This window comes from Frankia sp. R43, assembly GCF_001306465.1.
GTDB classification, from domain to species: domain Bacteria; phylum Actinomycetota; class Actinomycetes; order Frankiales; family Frankiaceae; genus Parafrankia; species Parafrankia irregularis.
The window spans coordinates 236692-254662 of sequence record NZ_LFCW01000006.1 but is presented as its reverse complement, the minus strand read 5'-3'; the positions used below and the strand labels follow the sequence as shown (position 1 = coordinate 254662).

Sequence of the window (17971 nt, the reverse complement as noted above, 5' to 3'; positions counted from 1 at the left end):
GCGCTGCCCGCCGGGGAGGCATCCGAGCACGCGGTCGCTCGTATGCAGCCAACAGCCACGGGGGGAACATGGCTGGCGAGATCTCGTCGGGTTCTCGGGACCGGCGGCGAATATCCGACCTGCTCATCGCCCTTGTCGGCGCCCAGCGGTCGGTGCTGAACCGGTTTCCGGGAGACCGGCCGAAGTACGTCGGTACAGGCGGCGTCATTCTGGGGACCTCGGTCATCGCCGGGTTGTCGCTCGCTTTCGCGATGCGGATCGCCCTCGATGCCAGCCTCCCGGTCTGCGCCGTGCTCGGATTCGGCTGGGGCCTGTTCATCGCCAACCTCGACCGTTGGCTGGTCTCGTTCCCCCGGCAGGAGACGTTCTGGCAGAACGTGGGCTACCTGGTCCCCCGCCTCTGCCTCGCCGTCGTGATCAGCGTCGTGATCTCGACCCCGCTCGTCCTCACGATTTTCGACGACGAGGTGCGAGCGAAGGTGACCGAGATCCAGAGCGAGCGTGAGGCCGAGTTCCTGGCGGATCGGCGTACCGACCCGACGGGCCTGCGGATCGCCGATCTCAGGGCGGAGATAGCCGGCCTCGCGGAGGATGTCGAGGCCGCGAGCCAGACGCCCGACGCCAGCGAACTTCGGCAGACCACAAAGAATCTGGAAGATGATCTGACATCAATCGATAACCAGATCACCGCGGCCAAGACCGAGCTCTCCGACGAAATCAGCGGCAGGGGGCGTACCGGCGCCCCGGGAAAAGGTGACACCGCGGCCTCGATCCAGAGCAAGATCGATCAACTGGTCGCCAACCGCACCGAGAAGAAAGCCGAACTGGACAAGGCGAGGTCGGCGGAGACCGCCGCCGACGGCGTCCGTACCCGTGGTAGGCCGGCGAGCATCACCACCGCAGAAGACAAAAAAGAACTGGCCCGCCTGGAGGCGGACGAAGCCAGGAACGTGGCGGAGTTCCAGGCGCGGAACACCAACAACGACGGCATGCTGATACGGCTCGATGCGCTCCACAAGATCACATTCAGCAGTGGTTCGGGGTTCGCGGCCCACGGCGCCGTCGCCGCGCTGGCGTTGCTGATCGAATGCCTGCCGATTTTCATCAAGTTCCTGATGTCGCTGGGGAAGGAGAGCGCGTACGAAACGACGGCCGCCGCCGACGAGGCGACCGTGCTGCACGAGGCCGGGCTTCGGCGGAAGCTCAGGGAGGAGATCGCCGGTCGCGATGCTGAGAAGGAACTGTTCCTGGCCGAGCTCGACCACGACCTGGAGCTGGATCGGGCACAACGCTGGTCAGAGCGGCTTCGGGAGGTCTACTCCCAGGTGGACGCCGCGCATGCGGACGAGATCCGACGCCGGCTGACGCAGGAGGTCCAGGCGGACCCGTTCCGGCCGCACGACGGGGACCACCAGGGCGCGCCCAGGCCTCGCCGGCTCGCGGAAACGGACGGGGGTCCGGGCCCGGGCCCACGCACCGAGGCTGTCGCCCGTCGCAAGGAGGCCAGCAGAAGGCCGTGGCCCGTGCTGGCCGGGTGGCGTGGCAGGATCAGCGGCCCGCCTCACCCGAACGGTTCGGGCGGTTCGGGCGGTTCGGGTGAGGATGTGCCACCCGAAGACCCGGCGGCGAGTGGCGGCCCGCCCAAGGACCTCGGCTCGGCCTGATCAGGCGCATCCCGTTTCAGGAGCCAGGAGCCAGGAGACCGGCGACGTGAGGAAGACCGCGGACGGCCGTTGAGGTCCTCGTTGACCTTCGCCCGCATCACCAGGACACGTGCCTCGGTGAGCTTTCGCAGGTAGGCCTCCCGGTTGTACGGAATGAGCGTCTCGTAGCCGGCCACAGCCTCGTTCGCCAGCGCAAGCGCCACGGCCGGATCGGACCGCATCCGAACCCTGGCCAGGTTGACCTGGACGTCGGCCCGGTCGTGCGTGAACTCGTCGCCTGACCCGTACTTCTCCAGGACCTCGTCGTACAAGGTCCCGGCCGCCGAAGGATCTCGGGCGAAGACGAGGTCGGCGAGATAGTGCAGCTCCTGGGCCAGACGGCGGACCCTGATCGGGTCTTCCGGCCGGAGCCGGGCTCGTTTCTCCTGCACAACACGTTTTTGGAGTGCCAACTCGACCTCGGCCTGACTGTTCCGTGCCGACGGCCGCGACCGCTGGCCACCGGTCCAGCTGGTCCGGCCGGTCCCGGAGCCCTGTGCGTCGGTGCCCTCGGCGACCAGCCTCCCGACACTGCTTCGCACGGCGTCGCGATGGAACGAGCGCCGCAGCTCGTCGTACATCCAGTCCTCAGCAGCCTCAGCCTCTTCCGGCGTCAGGACGGCTGTCCCGGTACCCGTCCCGGTCGCGGTGTGCGCCAGGACGGCCATGATCCCTTCCGTGAGATCCTTCAGGTGATCGACGACCGAGCCTTCGGCATGCCAGCTGTCAACGAGTGTCTGACCGGCGGTCTCGGCGAGCAGTTGCTCGGCCAGCAGATCGGGGCGCAGCGGTTCGACGCCGCCGGCGCGGCGCGGGTGGAGGTCGCACAGCCAGGCCGTCAGCGCGGCGCGGTCGGGTGCGGCCGCGTCCTCGCCCAACGCGGGAACCGCGGCTACCAGTACGTCAGCCGCACGCCTGCTGATCGGGCTGGTCAGTGTGGTGACGGCGACGGCGAGGCTCGCCATTCCGTCGTGCGTCGTCGTGCCCTCGTGCAGGTCATCAGTCCGCGGGAAGCGACCGCTCGGCCGGCCGTCGGCCACGTGATCCCTCAGCGACCGGCGCCAGTGCAGGCGTTCCACCATCAGCAGCTCACGCAGCACGAGGTCGCGGCCGGCGTCGGGAGGCAGCTTCCTGGCCTCCGGATGACGTTCGAGCAACATCCGAGCCTGGAGTACCAGCGGGAGGCCGAGGTCACCGCTGGACAGCACGTGGGTCAGGACGTCACTTGCCACGCCGTCGGTCGACGAAGCTCGGGGGCTCGGCAGGACCTCGCCGTATGCCACGTGCGCGTCGCCGGCCAACTGCCGCCGTGCGTCGGATGCCAACGGGATCTCGCCGAGCACGAGGTCCTTCGACTCGTCCAGTCCCGGGAGGCGATCGGCGGCCGAGCCCGAGCTGGTGGCGAACCGCCGCCACCACCAGGACTGCCGGTGCCTGGCGAGCAGCAACAGCCGGGTGCGGTTGCCCGACCGGTCGAGGGTCAGCCTGCGGAGCAACTGCCCGGCCTGCTCGGCGTTCAGGTCGACGTCGTCGACGACGATGAGTGCCGGGGGTGTCGTGGAACCAGGGTCGCCTGCCGGGCGGAAACCCGCGCCGGGGCCTGGTGAAGGCTCTCCCAGGCTGGCGAAGCCCGCCGACCAGCCTGCGTTCTCGAGCCTTCGGCACAGTTCTGCGGCCAGCCGGGACTTCCCGGACCCGCCCGGCCCGGTAACCAGACGGGCGGCAATCGCGCCCGGCCCCTCCCGACACCAGACGACCAGCTGGCGGAGTTCGTCGTCCCGGCCCGTGAACGAGACGACCTCGTGGGCCGAGTCCAACAGCAGCCCTGGGCTGGAACGGCTGCTGTCGTCGTCCGGCAACAGCCTGAAGGCCGGCTCGACTCGGACCACCTCCCCTGTTCTGACCACCTCGGTGTGCTCGGTCAGCACGACGGACCTGATCTCGGGAACGTCGTCCGGATCGTCGAGCAGAGTGCGGAAGGCCTCGTCGTTCTCGGCGCCGGCTCCGGGTTCGTCGCCGTGGCGGGCCGCCCGACGTTCTCGTGACAGCCGCCGGAGAACTGCCAGCGCGGCTGACGGCGGGCTGACCAGCAGTTGCCGCCTCGGCCGTCCCGAGCCAGTGCCGGGGGAGAGGTCCGATCCCCACGCGTCGACCACTGTTCCCGCGTACCCGCCGTTGACGAACACGGGGGCGCCACGCAGGGACGCCCAGTCGCTGTCGCTGTCGGTGCCGCGACCGCTGTCACGGGCACGGGCACCGTCGGCACCGTCAGGCCCGACGTCGGCGCCGGGAGCATCGTACGAGGCCTCCACCGCGAGCAGGAGTCGAGGCGGTGCCGCTGCCCCCGGACGGCCGTTGGCAGAGCCGTCCTGCCCCGGCACCGCCGTCACCTTGCCCTCGACCCGCAGGTGAGAGGACCGCGCGATCCCGTAGAACGCCCGACCGACCCGTTGCGGAGGCAGCGTGACGAACGGCGGGTCCTCGCCGTGCCGGTCCGGTCCGGGTTCCAGCAGCTCCAGCAACGCCAGCCCGGAGCGCTCGTCGGCCCATCGGATGCCTGCTGCGACCGGAAGCTGGCCGACGTCGCCGGACGAAGGTTCTGGACGGGGCGGCTCGGCACCGCCGCGCGGAAGCTCCGGGCGGCCATCGGCCCGGCGCCGTGACAACAGCTCGACCCCGGCGCCGGCGGAGCCGCCCGATGGGTCCTCGCCGCGCAGGACCAGCGGGACGGTGACGGCGAACTCCCGGTCCGCCGTCGCGAGGGCAGCGTCCAACGCCCTCCTCGCGGTGATCAGCCCATCTCGGATACGCCGGTCTTCGTCCGCCGCGGTTCTGGTCAGTTCGCGAACGGCGGCAACCCTGGTGACCGTGGGGAACCGCCGCGGCGGCGAACCGGACTCGGCGCCATCCGCGCTGTTCAGGAGGTGAGTGTCGACGTCATCGGCGACCGTGTGTACCAGATCGATCAGGCGCCGAGAGGGAGCGCTTTCCTTGATCCTGCTGTCCACGCGGTCAGACGTCTCGTCGGCGACCTCACTTACCCGGGCGCGTAGTTCCGCGGCGCTCACCGCGATCCGCCGGACCAGACCTTCGTATCGGGGTTCCGCGGCGCCGGCCCCGGTGGCGTCACCGAGTTCTGGTCGGTCTGGCGAGGGTGCCCTGGTCGCCATCCGGCGGCTCGCCCTCAGTTCATCTCGGAACCCTCGAACGACCAGATCGGTCTCGGTCACCGGAACCAGCGAAATCTCGCCGCACTCGTGCTCGCTCGCCGCGAGCGAGGAGCCGATCGCAAACTGCTCCTCACGGATGCGCTGGTCCATGGAGCGGACCTCAGGGTCGTCAGCCGGGGCCGACGGCCCGTCCGAGACCAGCTCTCTCACCCGGGTTCGCACTTTCCGGGCGAGGGTCGCGGTCTCATCCTCCCAGCGTCTGAAATAGGCGTCGCACAGTTCCGCGACAACGGTGGCGAAATCGTCGGCGGCGGCCTGCACCTGTGAGGCGTAGTCCTCCGCGGCGTCCAGCGCCACGTCGAGTTGTCGGCGTGCGACAGCGGCATCGGTTTCGAGCTGGGTTGACGATGGGCCGGCCCGCGTCGGGAAAGGTGCGGTTTCGGCGCGCGCGCCTCCGGCCGCAACCGCCCCAGCCGCACCGACCCCAGCCGCACCGACCGCCTCGACCACACCGAACTCGACGGACAGCGAAACCGCGGAGCCGAACCGCGTGACCGCTTCTGCCGTCAGGACCAATCCGGAGGCCACGAGGTAACCGGCGACGACGACGGAGACCGACGGTGTGCCGTCCGGAGTGTCGTCGTTCGGTCGCACGACGGCTCGGACCCTGACGACGCGTTCGGGATCCGGACCGCCGGCGAATCCCGCGGTGACCGTACTCTGGCCGTTGTCGCCGCCGCGGTCACCGCGGCCGTCCCCGGCGTCGAAATCGGGCGGCCCGCTGCGCGTCACTGTGTCTCCGCCCCGTCGCGCCTCGCACTATCTGCCGCATTTCTACCGCTGTCCGGGCAGGACCGCTATGGCCTCGGTCGCGAGCCGGGTAGCCGCCGGTGTAGCCAGGGCCGCCGCCGGCCTGGCTGTTCACCGCGCCGCGTGAACCTCACTGCCGTCCTCAGCTGGGCGCTCAGTTGGGCGGCGCGTCCACGATCTGCGGGTCGCCGACCTGGATGTGGTGGACGCCGTCCCGTACGAGGGGTGGTGCCGCCCAGTGCGCCCTTGCGACGAGGTTCTCCTCGTCCTCCTCGGCCGGGTCGTGGCCCCGCTCGTCGTGGTAGGTGTGGGTCAGCTGACCCGCCGCGGGCACCGGCATCGGTGCGGGCACGCTGAAGGCCACACCGGGCGGATCGGATGTCAGCCGGGGGTTGAGCTCGGGCGGGTCGAGCTCGCTGGGGTCGAGATCGTCGGGGACGAGGTTGGTGTCGTCGACCTCGCCGTGCATCTTCGAGCCGTTGAGCACGACCGGGATCTCCAGGTCTCCGACCACATGCTCAACGTAGAAGGCACGGTGCTGGATCAGCCAGAGGGCGTAGCCGGGGTCCAGCCGGGGCAGCAGGTCGGCGGCGACGTCTGTGAGGCCGAGCGCCTCCTTGGTGTCGGCGATCTGGTCCGATGCCTGCTTGTAGAGAATCCGGATCGCCGTCTCGGCGAGCAGGCCCTTGGCGATCTCCACCGAGTCGGGGGAGGCCGAGAGCAGGTCCGAGATGCGGTGCGCCACGATGGCGTTCGCGCAGCCCCACTGCCGCGCCAGCTTCTGCTGGGCGGACAGCCGGCGGACCAGCCCCGCGAACCGCATCAGCCGCCAGCACTCGTCGTAGACGACGTAGCGCTGCACGCCGTCCTGGCGCATCAGCGCCGCTTCCATCCAGGCCTGCGCGCAGGTCATGATCAGCGCGATCATCTCGTCGCTGCCCTGGACCCGCTCCAGGTTCAGCACGGCGATCGGCTGATCGAAGTCCAGCGGCGAGGTCGTCGGGCCGTCGAAGAGACCACCGAGGGCACCGTGCGTGAGCCGCCGCAGCGTCAGGGTCGCGTCCCGGGACGCGTCACGCAGCTCCATGGCGGTCATCGGCAGGGCCGAGCAGTCCTCCTCAGACGGGTCGGTCATCGCCTCCAGCACGTGGGGGAGCAGCGGGGTGGCCCAGCGATCCGGGTCGGCGCCGGTGATCTGCCGGGTGACGACGTCGAGCGCGAGGTCGACGGCGGTGTGCTCGGCCGGTGTCAGCGGCACGCCCTTGGCCGTTTCGATCAGCGAGGACAGCAGCGCCGAGCGGGCGCGTTTCACCTCCCGGGCCCAGTCCGCGTCCGCGATGCCCCGGGGGCGCGGTGGGGCGTCCAGGGGGTTGAGCCTGGTCGACAGGCCCGGCCCGATGTAGGTCGGCTCGCAGCCGAGGCGGCGCGCCAGCCGGGTGTACTCGCCCTTCGGGTCACAGGGGACGGCGGCCTGGTAGCCGAACGCGGAGCCGCGCGAGATCAGCGTCTTGAGCAGCGCGGACTTGCGCGAGCCGACGGCGCCGAACACCGCGAAGTTCGGGTTCTCGATCACCTGCTGCCGGTAAAGCTCGAAGACGTCGAAGTCGAAGGAGTTGCCCGACCATACGTGCCGGCCGATGTACATGCCCGGGGCGTCGAGCCCGGAGTCGACCACGAACGGGTAGATCCCGGCGATCTGCGCCGTGGTCTCCATGTGTGCCGGCAGGCGCAGCTTGTGGAAGGCGCGGCCGGCGAAGGGGCCGAGCAGCCGTGGCGGCTGGGCGCCGCGGCGCAGCGACGACTGGGCCCGGCGCATGGAGGCCCGTTCCGCGTTGGCCGCGGCCCGCTCGGCCCGCCGGGACCGCCGCTCGTGGGCCGCCTGTGCCTTCGCCTGCCGGCGGCGGCTGCGCTGGCTGCCACCGAGATCGACGTACCCGCTGGCCTGGTAGCCGGGGTCCTCGCCGGTGTCGTGGTAACCGGTACCGTCGTAGTCATAGCCATAGTCGTCACCGGCGCCGGCGCCGTAGACGTCGCGGTCGGCGGCACCGTGGTCGTAACTCATGCCACCCCCACCGCGAGCGGCAGCGCACCGACGCTGAAGCCCTGGTCCTGCTCGCCGACGAGACGCACCATCTCCAACCGGCTGCGCGACGCCAGGGTCTCCGCCTCACCGCAGGCGTCGGCGAGGGATTCCAGGTCGTCCGCGGAGACGGTGACGAACCCGTGGAAGCGGAACGCGCCGAAACCGGCGATCAGCTCCTGCTCGCGCCGTTCGACCTCGTCGGCCTCGGTGACGTCCCGCTGCGTCGTCACCTTGCCGACCTTGTCACGCATCTGCTGTTCGCCGATGTGCGCCATGCGACGCCGGTTCACGGCCTTCTCCGCCTTGCGACCGGGCAGCGGTTCCACCACGAGCGAGACGGTGCGCCGGCAGGTGGTCTCCATCAGCAGCGGCGCGAGGAAGGCAGCCGGGGACGGGACTCGCGGCCAGCCGTTGATCCAGTAGGTGGTGTGGAAGCCCGAGTCGGTGCGGTAGTGATCCCAGGCGTTCACCGTGCGGATGGGCCCGGCGATGGCCGGGTTGATGCCCGACGGCAGACCCTTGAGACCACCGGCGAGGTCGGTGCTCGCGCCACCCCGGGCGTCGATCATCTCGATCGAGTAGGGGTCGTAGGTGGTGCGGATGACCGCGGCGAGCGCGCGGGGCGGGAGCCAGCCGACAGTGTTGATCGACGCCCGCGCCAGTGCGGCCTCCATCGTCCGCAGCTCGCTGAGCAGCACCGCGCAGGCCGCTTCGTCGCCGCCACCGGCCCGCTGGATGGCACGGCGCGCGTCCTTCGCCCGGAGCTGGAAGGACAGGTAGGTCTCATGCCGTTGCGCGACCGGGCCGGCCGCGTCGATGACCTGTTCGTAGGCCTGCGCGGCCCAGGAGTCGTCGTGGTGGCCGCGGACCCGCCAGTGCCGCTGAAGCTGGTCACCGGAGTCCGGCAGGGTCCGTTCCAGCCACTGGATGCGGGAGAGCTTGCCGCCACCACCGGTCAGGCCGGCGAGCAGTTCGCCCCAGGCGTCGACCCGGGACTGCTGATCCCCGGACTCGAGCAGGGCGAACTGGCTGCCCTTCACCTGCAGCACCGCCGTGTAGGTCTGCTTCTTCGCGTCCTTCACCACGGCCACGTACCGGCCGCCACCCACCGGGAACGACAGGATGACCAGGCCCGACAGCGGCCCCGGCAGGACCGTCCTGGAAATCCGGTCCTCGGTGGGACCGAGTCGGAAGTAGCCTCCACGGAACACCGTCTCGCCCGTCACCTTCTGCATCGCGAAGCCGAACATGATCGGCACCCACTGGTCGAGGTTACGATCCTCCACCCGGACGAACGCGACGAAGGCGAACCCCGCGGCCAGCAGCACCCACAGGGGAACGAGTATCAACGGCGAACGCAGCGCGCCCAGCACCGACAGCATGACGCCGATGAGGAGCGCCAGCTGGGGCCAGCGCATGCCGAGGAGTACCCCGCCGCGCTCCAGGGGCCCGAATCGATAGCTGCGTTCGGATACCACGGGCTACTCGCCACCTCCTGTGCGCGCCGGCGGCGTGACTCGCGGTGCGGCCTGCGGAGTCACCGGCGGCCTGGCCACGGTGTTGCCTGAGACGTGCGCGGCCGGGGCGGCGGTCCGGGCCACCGGGGTGCGCGCCGGCGCGGCGGCCGCCGCCCGGCCGCCGCCCCCGCTCGGAGCTCCCGCCCTGGCGGGGACGGCTCGCGTCGCAGCGGCCGCGCCGACGGTGTTCCGGCCGGACCTCGTCCCGGCCGGGGCCGCGCCGACGCCGACACCCGAACCCTCCGAGCGGTTCACCCTGGCGCGTACAGTCCCGGCGGCACCCGCACGGGCAGGCGTTCCGACCGGCGCCGGGGAACCGGACCCTCCGCGGCCGGGCCGCACCGCCGGACGGGCCGCGGGAACGGTCGGGCCGCCGAAGGCACCCGCGTCGCCGAGCATTCCCCGGTTTCTGGTCTGGAGCCGTGAACCGATTCCGCGGAACGTCTCCCGGGACGTCGAACCGAGCAGCGCGCCGGCACCGTGCCCGAACGACGCCGCACTGCGCTGCCCGGCGGACCCGACCGCGCGCATGAGCTGGACGTCGGCGAATCCGAGCAGGTGCATCAGCATGAACGGCGAGAGGACGGCCGCGATCATCACTACGACACCACTGAGAATGCTCAGTGTCTGGTCAACCGTGGATCCACCGGTGTCCTGGGCGATGCCGGCGCCGAGCGCGAAAATCGCGTAGATGACGGGCTTCGCGAAAATCAGCGCCACCAGCGTCTCGGTGGCGCGCTTCATCCATGCGCTGGTCGTCATCGTGGGCTGCCCCGCCAGATACAACGGGATGAACACCGCCACCACGATGATCGCGACCTTGCGGATGTAGAGCACGACGAAAAGCGTGAAGGCGAAGATCGCCACCAGGAGGGACAGCACCAGATCTAGCGCGAAATTTCCCTGTTCGGGTAGCTCTCGGAGCTGCGCTACGAGGTCCGCTCCCAGGGCCTTGTCATTGCCGAAGGCCTCGGCCATGCCGTCCGAGGCGGCCAGGACCATCTGTAGCAGTGTCAGGGCGATGAACGAGCCGATGATCGCCGTGCCGGTGGTGGCCAGGGCCCGGACGAACACGTGCGGATCGCCCCGTAGTGCCGCTACGGTGCACGAACAGAGGAAGAGCCCGGTGACGATGAGCACCGATACGCCGAAGACGATGTTGTAGTTGTCGACGACATACTGCGCGTTGAGATCTACAGCGGTCTTCTGTGCCGCAAAGCTGAAGACGGACGACGAAAGGTCCGCCGCCATGTTACAGAACGCTTTGCCGACAGAGTCCAAGAAGTCGTCGGCGGCTCCGCCGGCGAGATCTTTTAGTGGCGTCAAAGGAGTCCACGCAAGGACTACACTCTGATCTGCTGGCGCGGAGGCCACCATGCCACCCGTCATGATTGCGGACCTCCAGCCACTACGAACTCTTTGAAGTCTCCGGCGCTACGACTGTGAAGTAGCGGACCATCTGGACCGTCGTCTGCGTTTATCAGCTTCCAGTCGTCCTGCTGCCAGCGAACTTGACAGACTTCGGAGCCCCAACGAACTTGCGCTTGCTTAACCGGGTCAGCCGAGTCGTAAACGCCTAGTGAAATTGCACCCCAGACCAGTATCTTTGCCTCGGAATCGGAGCTGGCCTCTATTTGATATCCGAGCGGCCGAGCATCGAAGTTAACCAGAGGATCCTGAATTGATGGAACGCCGAGGATGGCGGCATTTTCCTGATCAACTCGCAAGATGCCGCTAGCGAGCGTTTCGACTGACCTTGGATCTGCAATTGAAGAAAAGAACTCGCGGATTTTTTCCTGTGATCTATTGGCGCGGTTATTGTACGCGGTGTAGTAGTTTCCGCAGGCGCTTATGGCGCCGGAGCTTGTATGGGGGTAGCCGACCGGGACCCCGAACTCGTTGACCCGCGTGGGGGCGCCGACCGGACCGGCTTCGCCTGTGGGCGTGGGCACATCGTCGGGTGTCGGGACCACGGCTGTCGGCGCTGCCGAAGCCTGTGCCGAGGGCACGACGGGGTTCGGCTCGGCGCTGGCCGATGCCTCAGGGCTGGTGTCCACCGATTGCCGTCCGATGAAGAAGGCCACGGTGCCGACTCCGACCGCGGTCACCGTTGACGCTGCGACGATGACAACGATCAGACGTCCGAATGCCCACTCTGCGAGGCTTACCAACGCCTACTCCCCTCCGTTGCCGGCAGGGTCATCATCGCAATGTCGGAGGCCAGATACCTCCGGAACCGCCTAGAAGTCTGCGGACGGCGGTGCATGGACCACGTCGGGATCATCGACGATGTCTTCGGCGGGGGCTGGGGTGATGGTCAGGACCACGGCGGGCGGACGCATGCTGTTGGTGTTGTCGGTGGCATCGTCCGCGCTGCTGCCGGTGGCGATGAAGAAGTTGACGAAGGTGGCGGCGGCACCGACCAGGAAGGCGAGGCCGAAGCCCGCGAGGACTCCGCTCTTGCCGACCGCCGAAGCGCGGTCCAGCCCCATCCGCTCACCGAGAGCCCACGCGATTCCGCCCAACAACACGGAGGCCACGGCGGCGACGACCGCATACGCGGCCAGCCCGTTGACCAGGTCTTTCAGCGCGTTGATGCCGGGCGCCTTGGCGTCGTCCGGGTTGACCTCTACGTTGGCGAGAAAGGCTGTTGCTGAGGCGGTTGCCGCAACCACGATCATCTTGGTTCCCCTCCCGCAGGCGGTTGACCGCCCGGACGATCCGGCCCGGACACCCGCGTGGGTTTGCTTCCGGGCCGCAGGTCGCCAAATGATACGCCGGGCACCTCGGGGTGATCGGCATCGCCGGTGTGTAGCCGCGTCGAACCGTTGGGAATCGCTAGCGGCGACGGTGGGCCCAGGAGTGGGCGATCCGCCGGAACGGGCGCGCTGACCTCGGCGTCTGCCATTGCGGCCAACGCGTCCACGGTCTCGGCGGCCAGCCGCAGATAGGACCGCCGGGTCGCCCAGCGCAGCCTCGGAATCCGGACCGGGGTTCCGCGGCTGGGGTCGAGGCGCGGATCGTAGGGGACCCGCACGATTGCGTCGACATAGCGGGCCAGCTGGGCCGTGGCGGTCCTGGTCCGGGGTGAGGGCCGGCCTCGCCGCGGTGACACCACGGCGGCGATGACGGCGGGGCCGGGCTGGGCTCCGGCTTCTTCGCGGCGAAGCCGTTCCCGGCTGTTCACCCCGACGCCGGCCAGCGCGCCCTGCGGGTCGAGCAGGTCGGCGAGGGTGGTCTCCAGATCCGAGGCGGTCGCCAGCGTCACGAGAATCACCGCGTCCGCGGAGCGGATCGCCGTCGGAGTGAGCGGGGCCGCCGCCGGTGCGTCCAGGAGAATCAGCGGATAGGCGTGGGCCAGCGCGCCGAGCACGGTTCGGAGCGTTCCCGGCGTTACCGGCTCGTCCACCGGCACCAGTGCGCCCGCGCCCGCGTTCGTATCCGCGTCCATTCCCGCGGGGCGCTCGATGGGCAGTACGTCGAGGTCGAACATGGCGCCCGAGCGACGGGCGCCGATGAGGGCCTGAACCTCCTCGGGTGGCATCGCGACGCCGGATCCGCGCTGCCGCGCGATGTCCGAGACGGTGGTGACACCCCGGCTGCCCACGCGGCTCACCAGGTTGTCACCGCGTGATTCGTCGATCTCGATGCTGTCGGCGGTGGGGGGCACGAAGCCGGGGGTGGTCGTCCCCGGATGGAGATCGACACCGAGCACCGGCTCCGCGCGGACACCGGCCAGGGTCAGACCGACGACGCCGGCCAGCGTCGTGGTGCCCGAGTACGGGAAGAGCGAGGTCACCGCGATCCGCCACGAGCCCGGCAGGACGGCTGCGGCGCGGTCCATGAGAGTGATCCGCAGCGGGATCTCCTCCCAGGGCTCGTCGTCGTCCGCGTCGGCCCAGGTCTCCTGCCCCGGCCAGGCGCTCCGGGACGAGGCTCGGTTCGCGACCGCCGACGGGTGCTCCTGGGCATGGTCGGGTTCGAGGCCTGACCTGCGATGCCGGCCCGATGGCAGCAGCGCCGTCGACGGACGCCGCCGGCGCCCGTCCTCGGACGACACCGGGGACGCCGGGGACACCGACGACAGTGGGGCATCGTCATCGCCCCACATGTCGACATCGCTCTGCGGATAGCCGGTGCTCTCCTCCGCGTCCGGATCAGGACCAAGCAGGGAGACCTGGTCGGCTGCCTCGGTCGCGAGCTCGCCGTCGACCTGGTCGACGTGATCCGCCCCGGCGACGCCGTGCGGTGCGACGGAGCCGGGGCGGTCACCCGACTCGACGGGCAGCGCCGGGATCTCGGGCTGGAGCGCCGTGGCGGCCTCGGTGACACCGGGCTCCTGGGACCACCCGTCGACGTCGCCCCAGGCGGAGGCCGCAGCGGCGGCGGTGTCGCCGAGGGCGTCACCGGCGGTGTCTGCGGCGCCCGGCGTGGACTCGACCACCGGCCAGGCCTGACCGTCGGCTGGCCAGGCCTGATCGGCCGACGGCCACGCCTGACCCACCGCGGGCCAGGCGGGGTCGGCAGTCGGCCAGGCCGGGTCCACCGCGGGCCAGGCCTGGCCGGCGGAAGCCGCCGGTGTGGCCGGATGGGCTTCGGCTGGGTGGATCTCGGCCGGGTAGGTGGGCTCCGTGCCACTGACTTCGCTCTGACCGGGGTAGCTGGGCACTTCCGGCGGCGCGTATGAATCGACCGGCCGGGCCGCTGCCTCCTCCGCGCCCGCTGGTGCCTGGGCTGGCCAGCCGGGCTGCTCCCAGGCTGTCGGCGGCGCGGGCGCCGGGTCGCCTGTGGGCGCCGGATCGGCTACGGGAGCTGGGCCGGTTACGGGCGTTGGGCCGGTAACGGGTGCCGGGTCGGTCGAGGGTGTCCTGGGTGCGAGCGCCGACGGCCGGCCGGGCCGGCGCGGGCCGGCCGTCGTGGGCCGGCGGCCCGGCGGCGGCGCGCTGGTGCCGCCCTGGTATCCGCCGCGACGCGCCGACGGCTCCGCGGGCTCGGGACGCTGGCCCGGCGAGGTCGTCAAGGCACCGGAGCCGCTGATCGTTCCTCTGCCACCTGAGGCCCCGGAAGCCCCGGAAGCACCGCGGCCGGAACCGGACCCGGCGCGCCCGCGGGGCGTTCCGGCGGGGCCTGGTGCCGCTGTGCCGCCGGGGCTGCCGGTGGCACCGGGACCGGCGGCGACGCCGGTGCTGGAGCTGCCGGTGTTGGCCAGGGCGCCCGAGGTGGCCGGCGGGAAGCTGGGGTCCTTGCGGCCCATCGGCGCCGGCGGCGGGACGGCGCGAGGCGTGGCGGCCCGACGGAGCACGGGGCGGCGGTTCAGGGTGTCGTCCGCAGCCGTGTCCGGTGCGGTGCCCTGGTCGTTGGTTGCCGTGACTCGTGGCAGCGACGGGGTCGCCGCGAACCGGCCGGGCGGCACCGGTGCGGGAACCCGGGCCACCTCGACCCGCCGGGGCGGCTCGCCCGCGACGGGCGGCTCCGGGCGGGCCGCGCGTGGCGCGATGGCACGCCGCCCGCCGCCGCTCACCTCACCACCGGCCGTGGCCGAGGTGTCGCGGCCGGCGCTCGGGGGTGTGCGTGGAAGGCGCCGGCCGCGCCGCTGGGCCTGGCCGCGCGGCTCCTGGTCGCTGCCATCGCCACCGTCATGGCCGCTGTGGCCGCCGGCGCGTGGCGGGTCGGCCCGGCCTGGCTCCGGCATGCCGGTTCGGCCTGAGCCCGACATGCCGGACCGGCCTGTGGGCCTGGCGCCGCCGGGTGCCGCATCCTCCAGATGGAACGCCTGGTCCTGCCACGATCCGTCACCAGTGCCGGTGGCGGCGGGCTCGTCCGTGTCACCGCGCCTGCGGTGCCTGCGGCGGGCAGCCCGGGTGGCGGAACGGTCGTCGCTCTCGCCGTCGCGAGCCGGGAGCTCGGCCGCGTAAGGCGTGGATGAAGGGATTCGGGCGCCAATCAGCGAAACGGGCCGCGCGTCCCCCTCCTCGCCGTACGGTGCCTGTGGCACATCGCTCACGCGCCGTCGCCCTCCTGGCAGGTCTGACTGGTTCCTCGATCTGGTGTTGGTGGTGGCCAATTGGTGCCAGTTACGGTTACTTACTGTTACTTGCTCTCGGCTGCGGTCGGATCGATGTAACACGAGCCGTTCAAGTATGACAAGCGATAGTTGGGACTCGCCAGGGTCGGCATTGCGGTGTTAGCCTCCCTCGCCGACGCGTAACGGCTGTCGGTTGTCGGCCGAGAAGGGGGCCCTGGGTGGTGCAGGATCGCTTTCCGACGGCCTCGTCACGCCCGCCGCGAATGCCCGCCCGGCCCGTGGCCAGGACGGCGGAGCCGCCGGCCGCGCCGGTGGCTGCAGGCGCGTCACCTGCGATGTCGCCTCGTCCAGCGCTCCATTCGGACGACGACGACGTGCTCACTGTCGACGAACTGGTGACCTGGTTGCGGCTGTCGGAGAGCACGGTTCTGAAGCTCCTGTCGGAGCGCGCGATCCCCGCGCGCAAGGTCGGTCATCAGTGGCGCATTCGTCGTGGCCGGGTCCGTGACTGGCTGGACGGCCACGAGTGAGACCACGCGGACACGCGAGAAGAACACCGCACCACCGCCTTGATCGCGCCCGGTTCCGCGTTGCTGTTGGATTCGTGACATTGATCTCGCTGCTACTTGTTACGGCGGCGGGCTGTGCAGCGCTCGATGGCACCTCTGACCAGCCATCGGCTGCCCCGACCACGACCGGGCCTCCGCCGGGAGCCAGTCAGGCGCCGGGTCCGCCGCTCGCCACCGCCACCGCTGAAAATCAGGCCACGGTTGATCCCACGGATCCCGCTGCGGTGGCTCGTGACTGCTTCACGAAATGGCAGTCGTTCGACGCCCGCACCGACGCCGGCCCGGCAGCCGGCGTCGAACGGGCCCGCGACTGCCTGACCCCGGACTTCGCCGCCAAGCTCGCCGGAGCCGGCACCGGCGGCTCTGACGGCACCGCCGGGGGAGACAACGGCTCTCAGGCCGGTCGTGCCTGGGACGAGCTGCGCGCCGCCGGCACTCGCTCCACGGTCTCGGTGCTCGCGGTCACACCCGTCGGGGGCGTCGACACCAGCACGTCCGGGCAGGTGGCGCTCCTGCTCAATGTGCGCCGAGAGACGATCTCCGGTGCCGGGCCCGCCGAGATCACGGTTTCGACACCGGCGGTCACGATGCTGGTCGGGACGGACGGCACCTGGCGGATCGCCGGCGCCGATCTTGAGAACGCCGCCGGCGACGCGCCGGGCCGGTAGTACGGACGCGACGAGCAGAGGCGGCGGCTGGGATGGCGAGGACGTCGCGCGGCACGGTCCGGGGCGGGCGCCTGCTGGTCTGGCTCGGCGTCGGCGGCTTCGTGACCATCGGCGGAATCTTTCTGCTGATCTCCGTGCTGATTCTGCTGATCGCCGCGCCCTTTCTCGACGAGCAGAACGTCGGCGGGCGCGCGATCACGAACTCCGAGGGGATTCCGACGGAGTACGTGCAGCTGATCACGGATGCGGCGAACGCCGCCGGCTGCCCCGAGGTGACGCCCTCGCTGCTCGCCGCCCAGCTGCGCCAGGAATCCGGATTCAATCCCCGTGCCCAGTCGCAGGTCGGCGCGATGGGAATAGCCCAGTTCATGCCGGGGACCTGGGCCGCCCACGGCAGCGGAGATGTGTGGAACCCGGCGGACGCCATTCCCGCGGCGGCGCGCTACGACTGCGCGGTCGCGGCGGCCGTCGCCTCCGTGCCCGGTTCAGGGCAGGAGAAGATGCTGGCCGCCTACAACGCCGGACCGGGTGCGGTGCTGGCCTTTGCCGGTGTGCCGCCCTATCCGGAAACGCGCAACTATGTCCGTACGATCCTGGCGCAGGCCCAGGTGTACGGCGATTCGCTCGACACCGGCGTCGAGGTGTCGGTCGAGACACTTCAGCCGGTGATCGATTTCATGTGGTCGCAGATCGGAAAGCCCTACGTCTGGGGGGCGACGGGTCCGGGTGCCTGGGACTGCTCGTCGCTGGTGCAGGCCGCCTACCGGGAGATCGGCGTCTCGCTCCCGCGGGTCACGACCGAGCAGGTGGCCTACGGTCCCCGTGTCAGCGGGGTCGAGCCCCAGCCGGGTGACCTGCTGTTCATCCCCGGCTCCGACGGGACGGCCATCGCGCCGGGCCACGTCGGCATGTACGTCGGGAACGGTCAGGTCATCGCCGCGAAGGGCGCCCGCTGGGGGGTCGTGCTCTCGGAGCTCTCCGACTGGACGACTGTCGTCGCGGTGACCCGACCGCTGGCTCGAAGCTTCTGATCGATGATTGTCGGTGTCGGTGTCGGTGTCGGTGCCGGTGCCGTTGGCGGTGCCGTTGGCGGTGTCGGTCGTCGCGCCGCTGTCAGACGGCGACGTCGGAGACGAAGCTGCTGAGCCCGTCGGCCACCGTGCCCAGCGCACCGAAGGCGCTGTGGACCACATCGGCGGCGTCTCCCGGCGAGGTGACCATGAAGAAGATGATGAAGATGGTCACTCCCCACGGCCAGATCAACTGCTTCATGTGGACCTCCTGAACTGCGATTGGCGAGCCGGTGCCTGCCGGGACCGGCGCCGGTGGTGACTGTCGGTGGTTGCCGACAGCACGTGTGTACTGACTTTGAGTAGTGGTCGCAAGGGGAACCGCCGTGCCACAACCGGGTCCACGCGCGGCCTTC

The 17971-nt window shown here is 70.5% G+C and carries 12 protein-coding genes; 4 read left to right on the top strand and 8 right to left on the bottom strand.

Going from position 1 to position 17971, the window contains the following annotated elements:
• The first annotated feature begins 68 nt into the window (after positions 1 to 68).
• Complete coding sequence (locus ACG83_RS25585) at positions 69 to 1664, top strand: DUF4407 domain-containing protein (RefSeq protein ID WP_054568807.1); 1596 nt, start codon at positions 69 to 71, stop codon at positions 1662 to 1664.
• Here ACG83_RS25585 and ACG83_RS25580 read toward each other — a convergent pair.
• From ACG83_RS25580 to ACG83_RS42850, 7 genes are all read right to left on the bottom strand, one after another.
• Positions 1562 to 5665 carry a hypothetical protein gene (locus ACG83_RS25580; protein ID WP_054568806.1) on the bottom strand — a complete coding sequence of 1368 codons (4104 nt, stop codon included), beginning with the start codon at positions 5663 to 5665 and terminating at the stop codon, positions 1562 to 1564. The genes ACG83_RS25585 and ACG83_RS25580 overlap by 103 nt on opposite strands.
• Positions 5666 to 5837: 172 nt before the next feature.
• Complete coding sequence (locus ACG83_RS25575; protein ID WP_054568805.1) at positions 5838 to 7745, bottom strand: conjugal transfer protein TraC; 1908 nt, start codon at positions 7743 to 7745, stop codon at positions 5838 to 5840.
• On the bottom strand, positions 7742 to 9244 hold the full coding sequence (locus ACG83_RS25570) for a PrgI family protein (protein WP_054568804.1): 1503 nt from the start codon (positions 9242 to 9244) through the stop codon (positions 7742 to 7744). Before ACG83_RS25570 ends, ACG83_RS25575 begins: the two co-directional genes overlap by 4 nt.
• A gap of 3 nt (positions 9245 to 9247) precedes the next feature.
• Entirely contained in the window at positions 9248 to 10672 is a 1425-nt protein-coding gene (locus ACG83_RS25565) for a hypothetical protein (protein ID WP_054568803.1), read from the bottom strand.
• Positions 10669 to 11454 (bottom strand): hypothetical protein, encoded by a 786-nt coding sequence (locus ACG83_RS42855; protein ID WP_083473557.1) that lies wholly within the window; start codon positions 11452 to 11454, stop codon positions 10669 to 10671. Before ACG83_RS42855 ends, ACG83_RS25565 begins: the two co-directional genes overlap by 4 nt.
• 69 nt (positions 11455 to 11523) lie before the next feature.
• The gene (locus ACG83_RS25560) at positions 11524 to 11964 is read right to left on the bottom strand and encodes a DUF6112 family protein (RefSeq protein ID WP_054568802.1); all 441 of its coding nucleotides are present in this window, start codon (positions 11962 to 11964) and stop codon (positions 11524 to 11526) included.
• Positions 11961 to 14975 carry a hypothetical protein gene (locus ACG83_RS42850; protein ID WP_152991518.1) on the bottom strand — a complete coding sequence of 1005 codons (3015 nt, stop codon included), beginning with the start codon at positions 14973 to 14975 and terminating at the stop codon, positions 11961 to 11963. The genes ACG83_RS25560 and ACG83_RS42850 overlap by 4 nt, the downstream gene beginning before the upstream one ends.
• 668 nt (positions 14976 to 15643) lie before the next feature.
• On the opposite strand from ACG83_RS42850, the gene ACG83_RS25550 reads away from it, so the two are divergent.
• The 3 genes from ACG83_RS25550 to ACG83_RS25540 all read left to right on the top strand — a co-directional run bounded on the left by ACG83_RS25550 (position 15644) and on the right by ACG83_RS25540 (position 17576).
• Entirely contained in the window at positions 15644 to 15838 is a 195-nt protein-coding gene (locus ACG83_RS25550) for a helix-turn-helix domain-containing protein (RefSeq protein ID WP_006542858.1), read from the top strand.
• A 263-nt stretch (positions 15839 to 16101) separates the two neighbouring features.
• Complete coding sequence (locus ACG83_RS25545) at positions 16102 to 16545, top strand: hypothetical protein (protein ID WP_235498180.1); 444 nt, start codon at positions 16102 to 16104, stop codon at positions 16543 to 16545.
• Positions 16546 to 16577: 32 nt separating this feature from the next.
• A complete protein-coding gene (locus ACG83_RS25540) occupies positions 16578 to 17576 on the top strand; it encodes a bifunctional lytic transglycosylase/C40 family peptidase (protein ID WP_054568799.1) in 999 nt (332 codons plus the stop codon).
• Between the two features lie 82 nt (positions 17577 to 17658).
• On the opposite strand, the gene ACG83_RS46165 is transcribed toward ACG83_RS25540, so the two are convergent.
• Positions 17659 to 17817, bottom strand: a complete 159-nt coding sequence (locus ACG83_RS46165) for a hypothetical protein (RefSeq protein ID WP_165615683.1) — start codon at positions 17815 to 17817, stop codon at positions 17659 to 17661.
• Positions 17818 to 17971: the final 154 nt, after the last annotated feature.

Coding starts and splice junctions, on each gene's coding strand:
- ACG83_RS25550 (WP_006542858.1), top strand. CDS start 15,644: ATGTCGCCTCGTCCAGCGCTCCATTCGGACGACGACGACGTGCTCACT.
- ACG83_RS25540 (WP_054568799.1), top strand. CDS start 16,578: ATGGCGAGGACGTCGCGCGGCACGGTCCGGGGCGGGCGCCTGCTGGTC.
- ACG83_RS25575 (WP_054568805.1), bottom strand. CDS start 7,745: ATGAGTTACGACCACGGTGCCGCCGACCGCGACGTCTACGGCGCCGGC.
- ACG83_RS46165 (WP_165615683.1), bottom strand. CDS start 17,817: ATGAAGCAGTTGATCTGGCCGTGGGGAGTGACCATCTTCATCATCTTC.
- ACG83_RS25565 (WP_054568803.1), bottom strand. CDS start 10,672: ATGACGGGTGGCATGGTGGCCTCCGCGCCAGCAGATCAGAGTGTAGTC.
- ACG83_RS42850 (WP_152991518.1), bottom strand. CDS start 14,975: ATGCCGGAGCCAGGCCGGGCCGACCCGCCACGCGCCGGCGGCCACAGC.
- ACG83_RS25560 (WP_054568802.1), bottom strand. CDS start 11,964: ATGATCGTGGTTGCGGCAACCGCCTCAGCAACAGCCTTTCTCGCCAAC.
- ACG83_RS25585 (WP_054568807.1), top strand. CDS start 69: ATGGCTGGCGAGATCTCGTCGGGTTCTCGGGACCGGCGGCGAATATCC.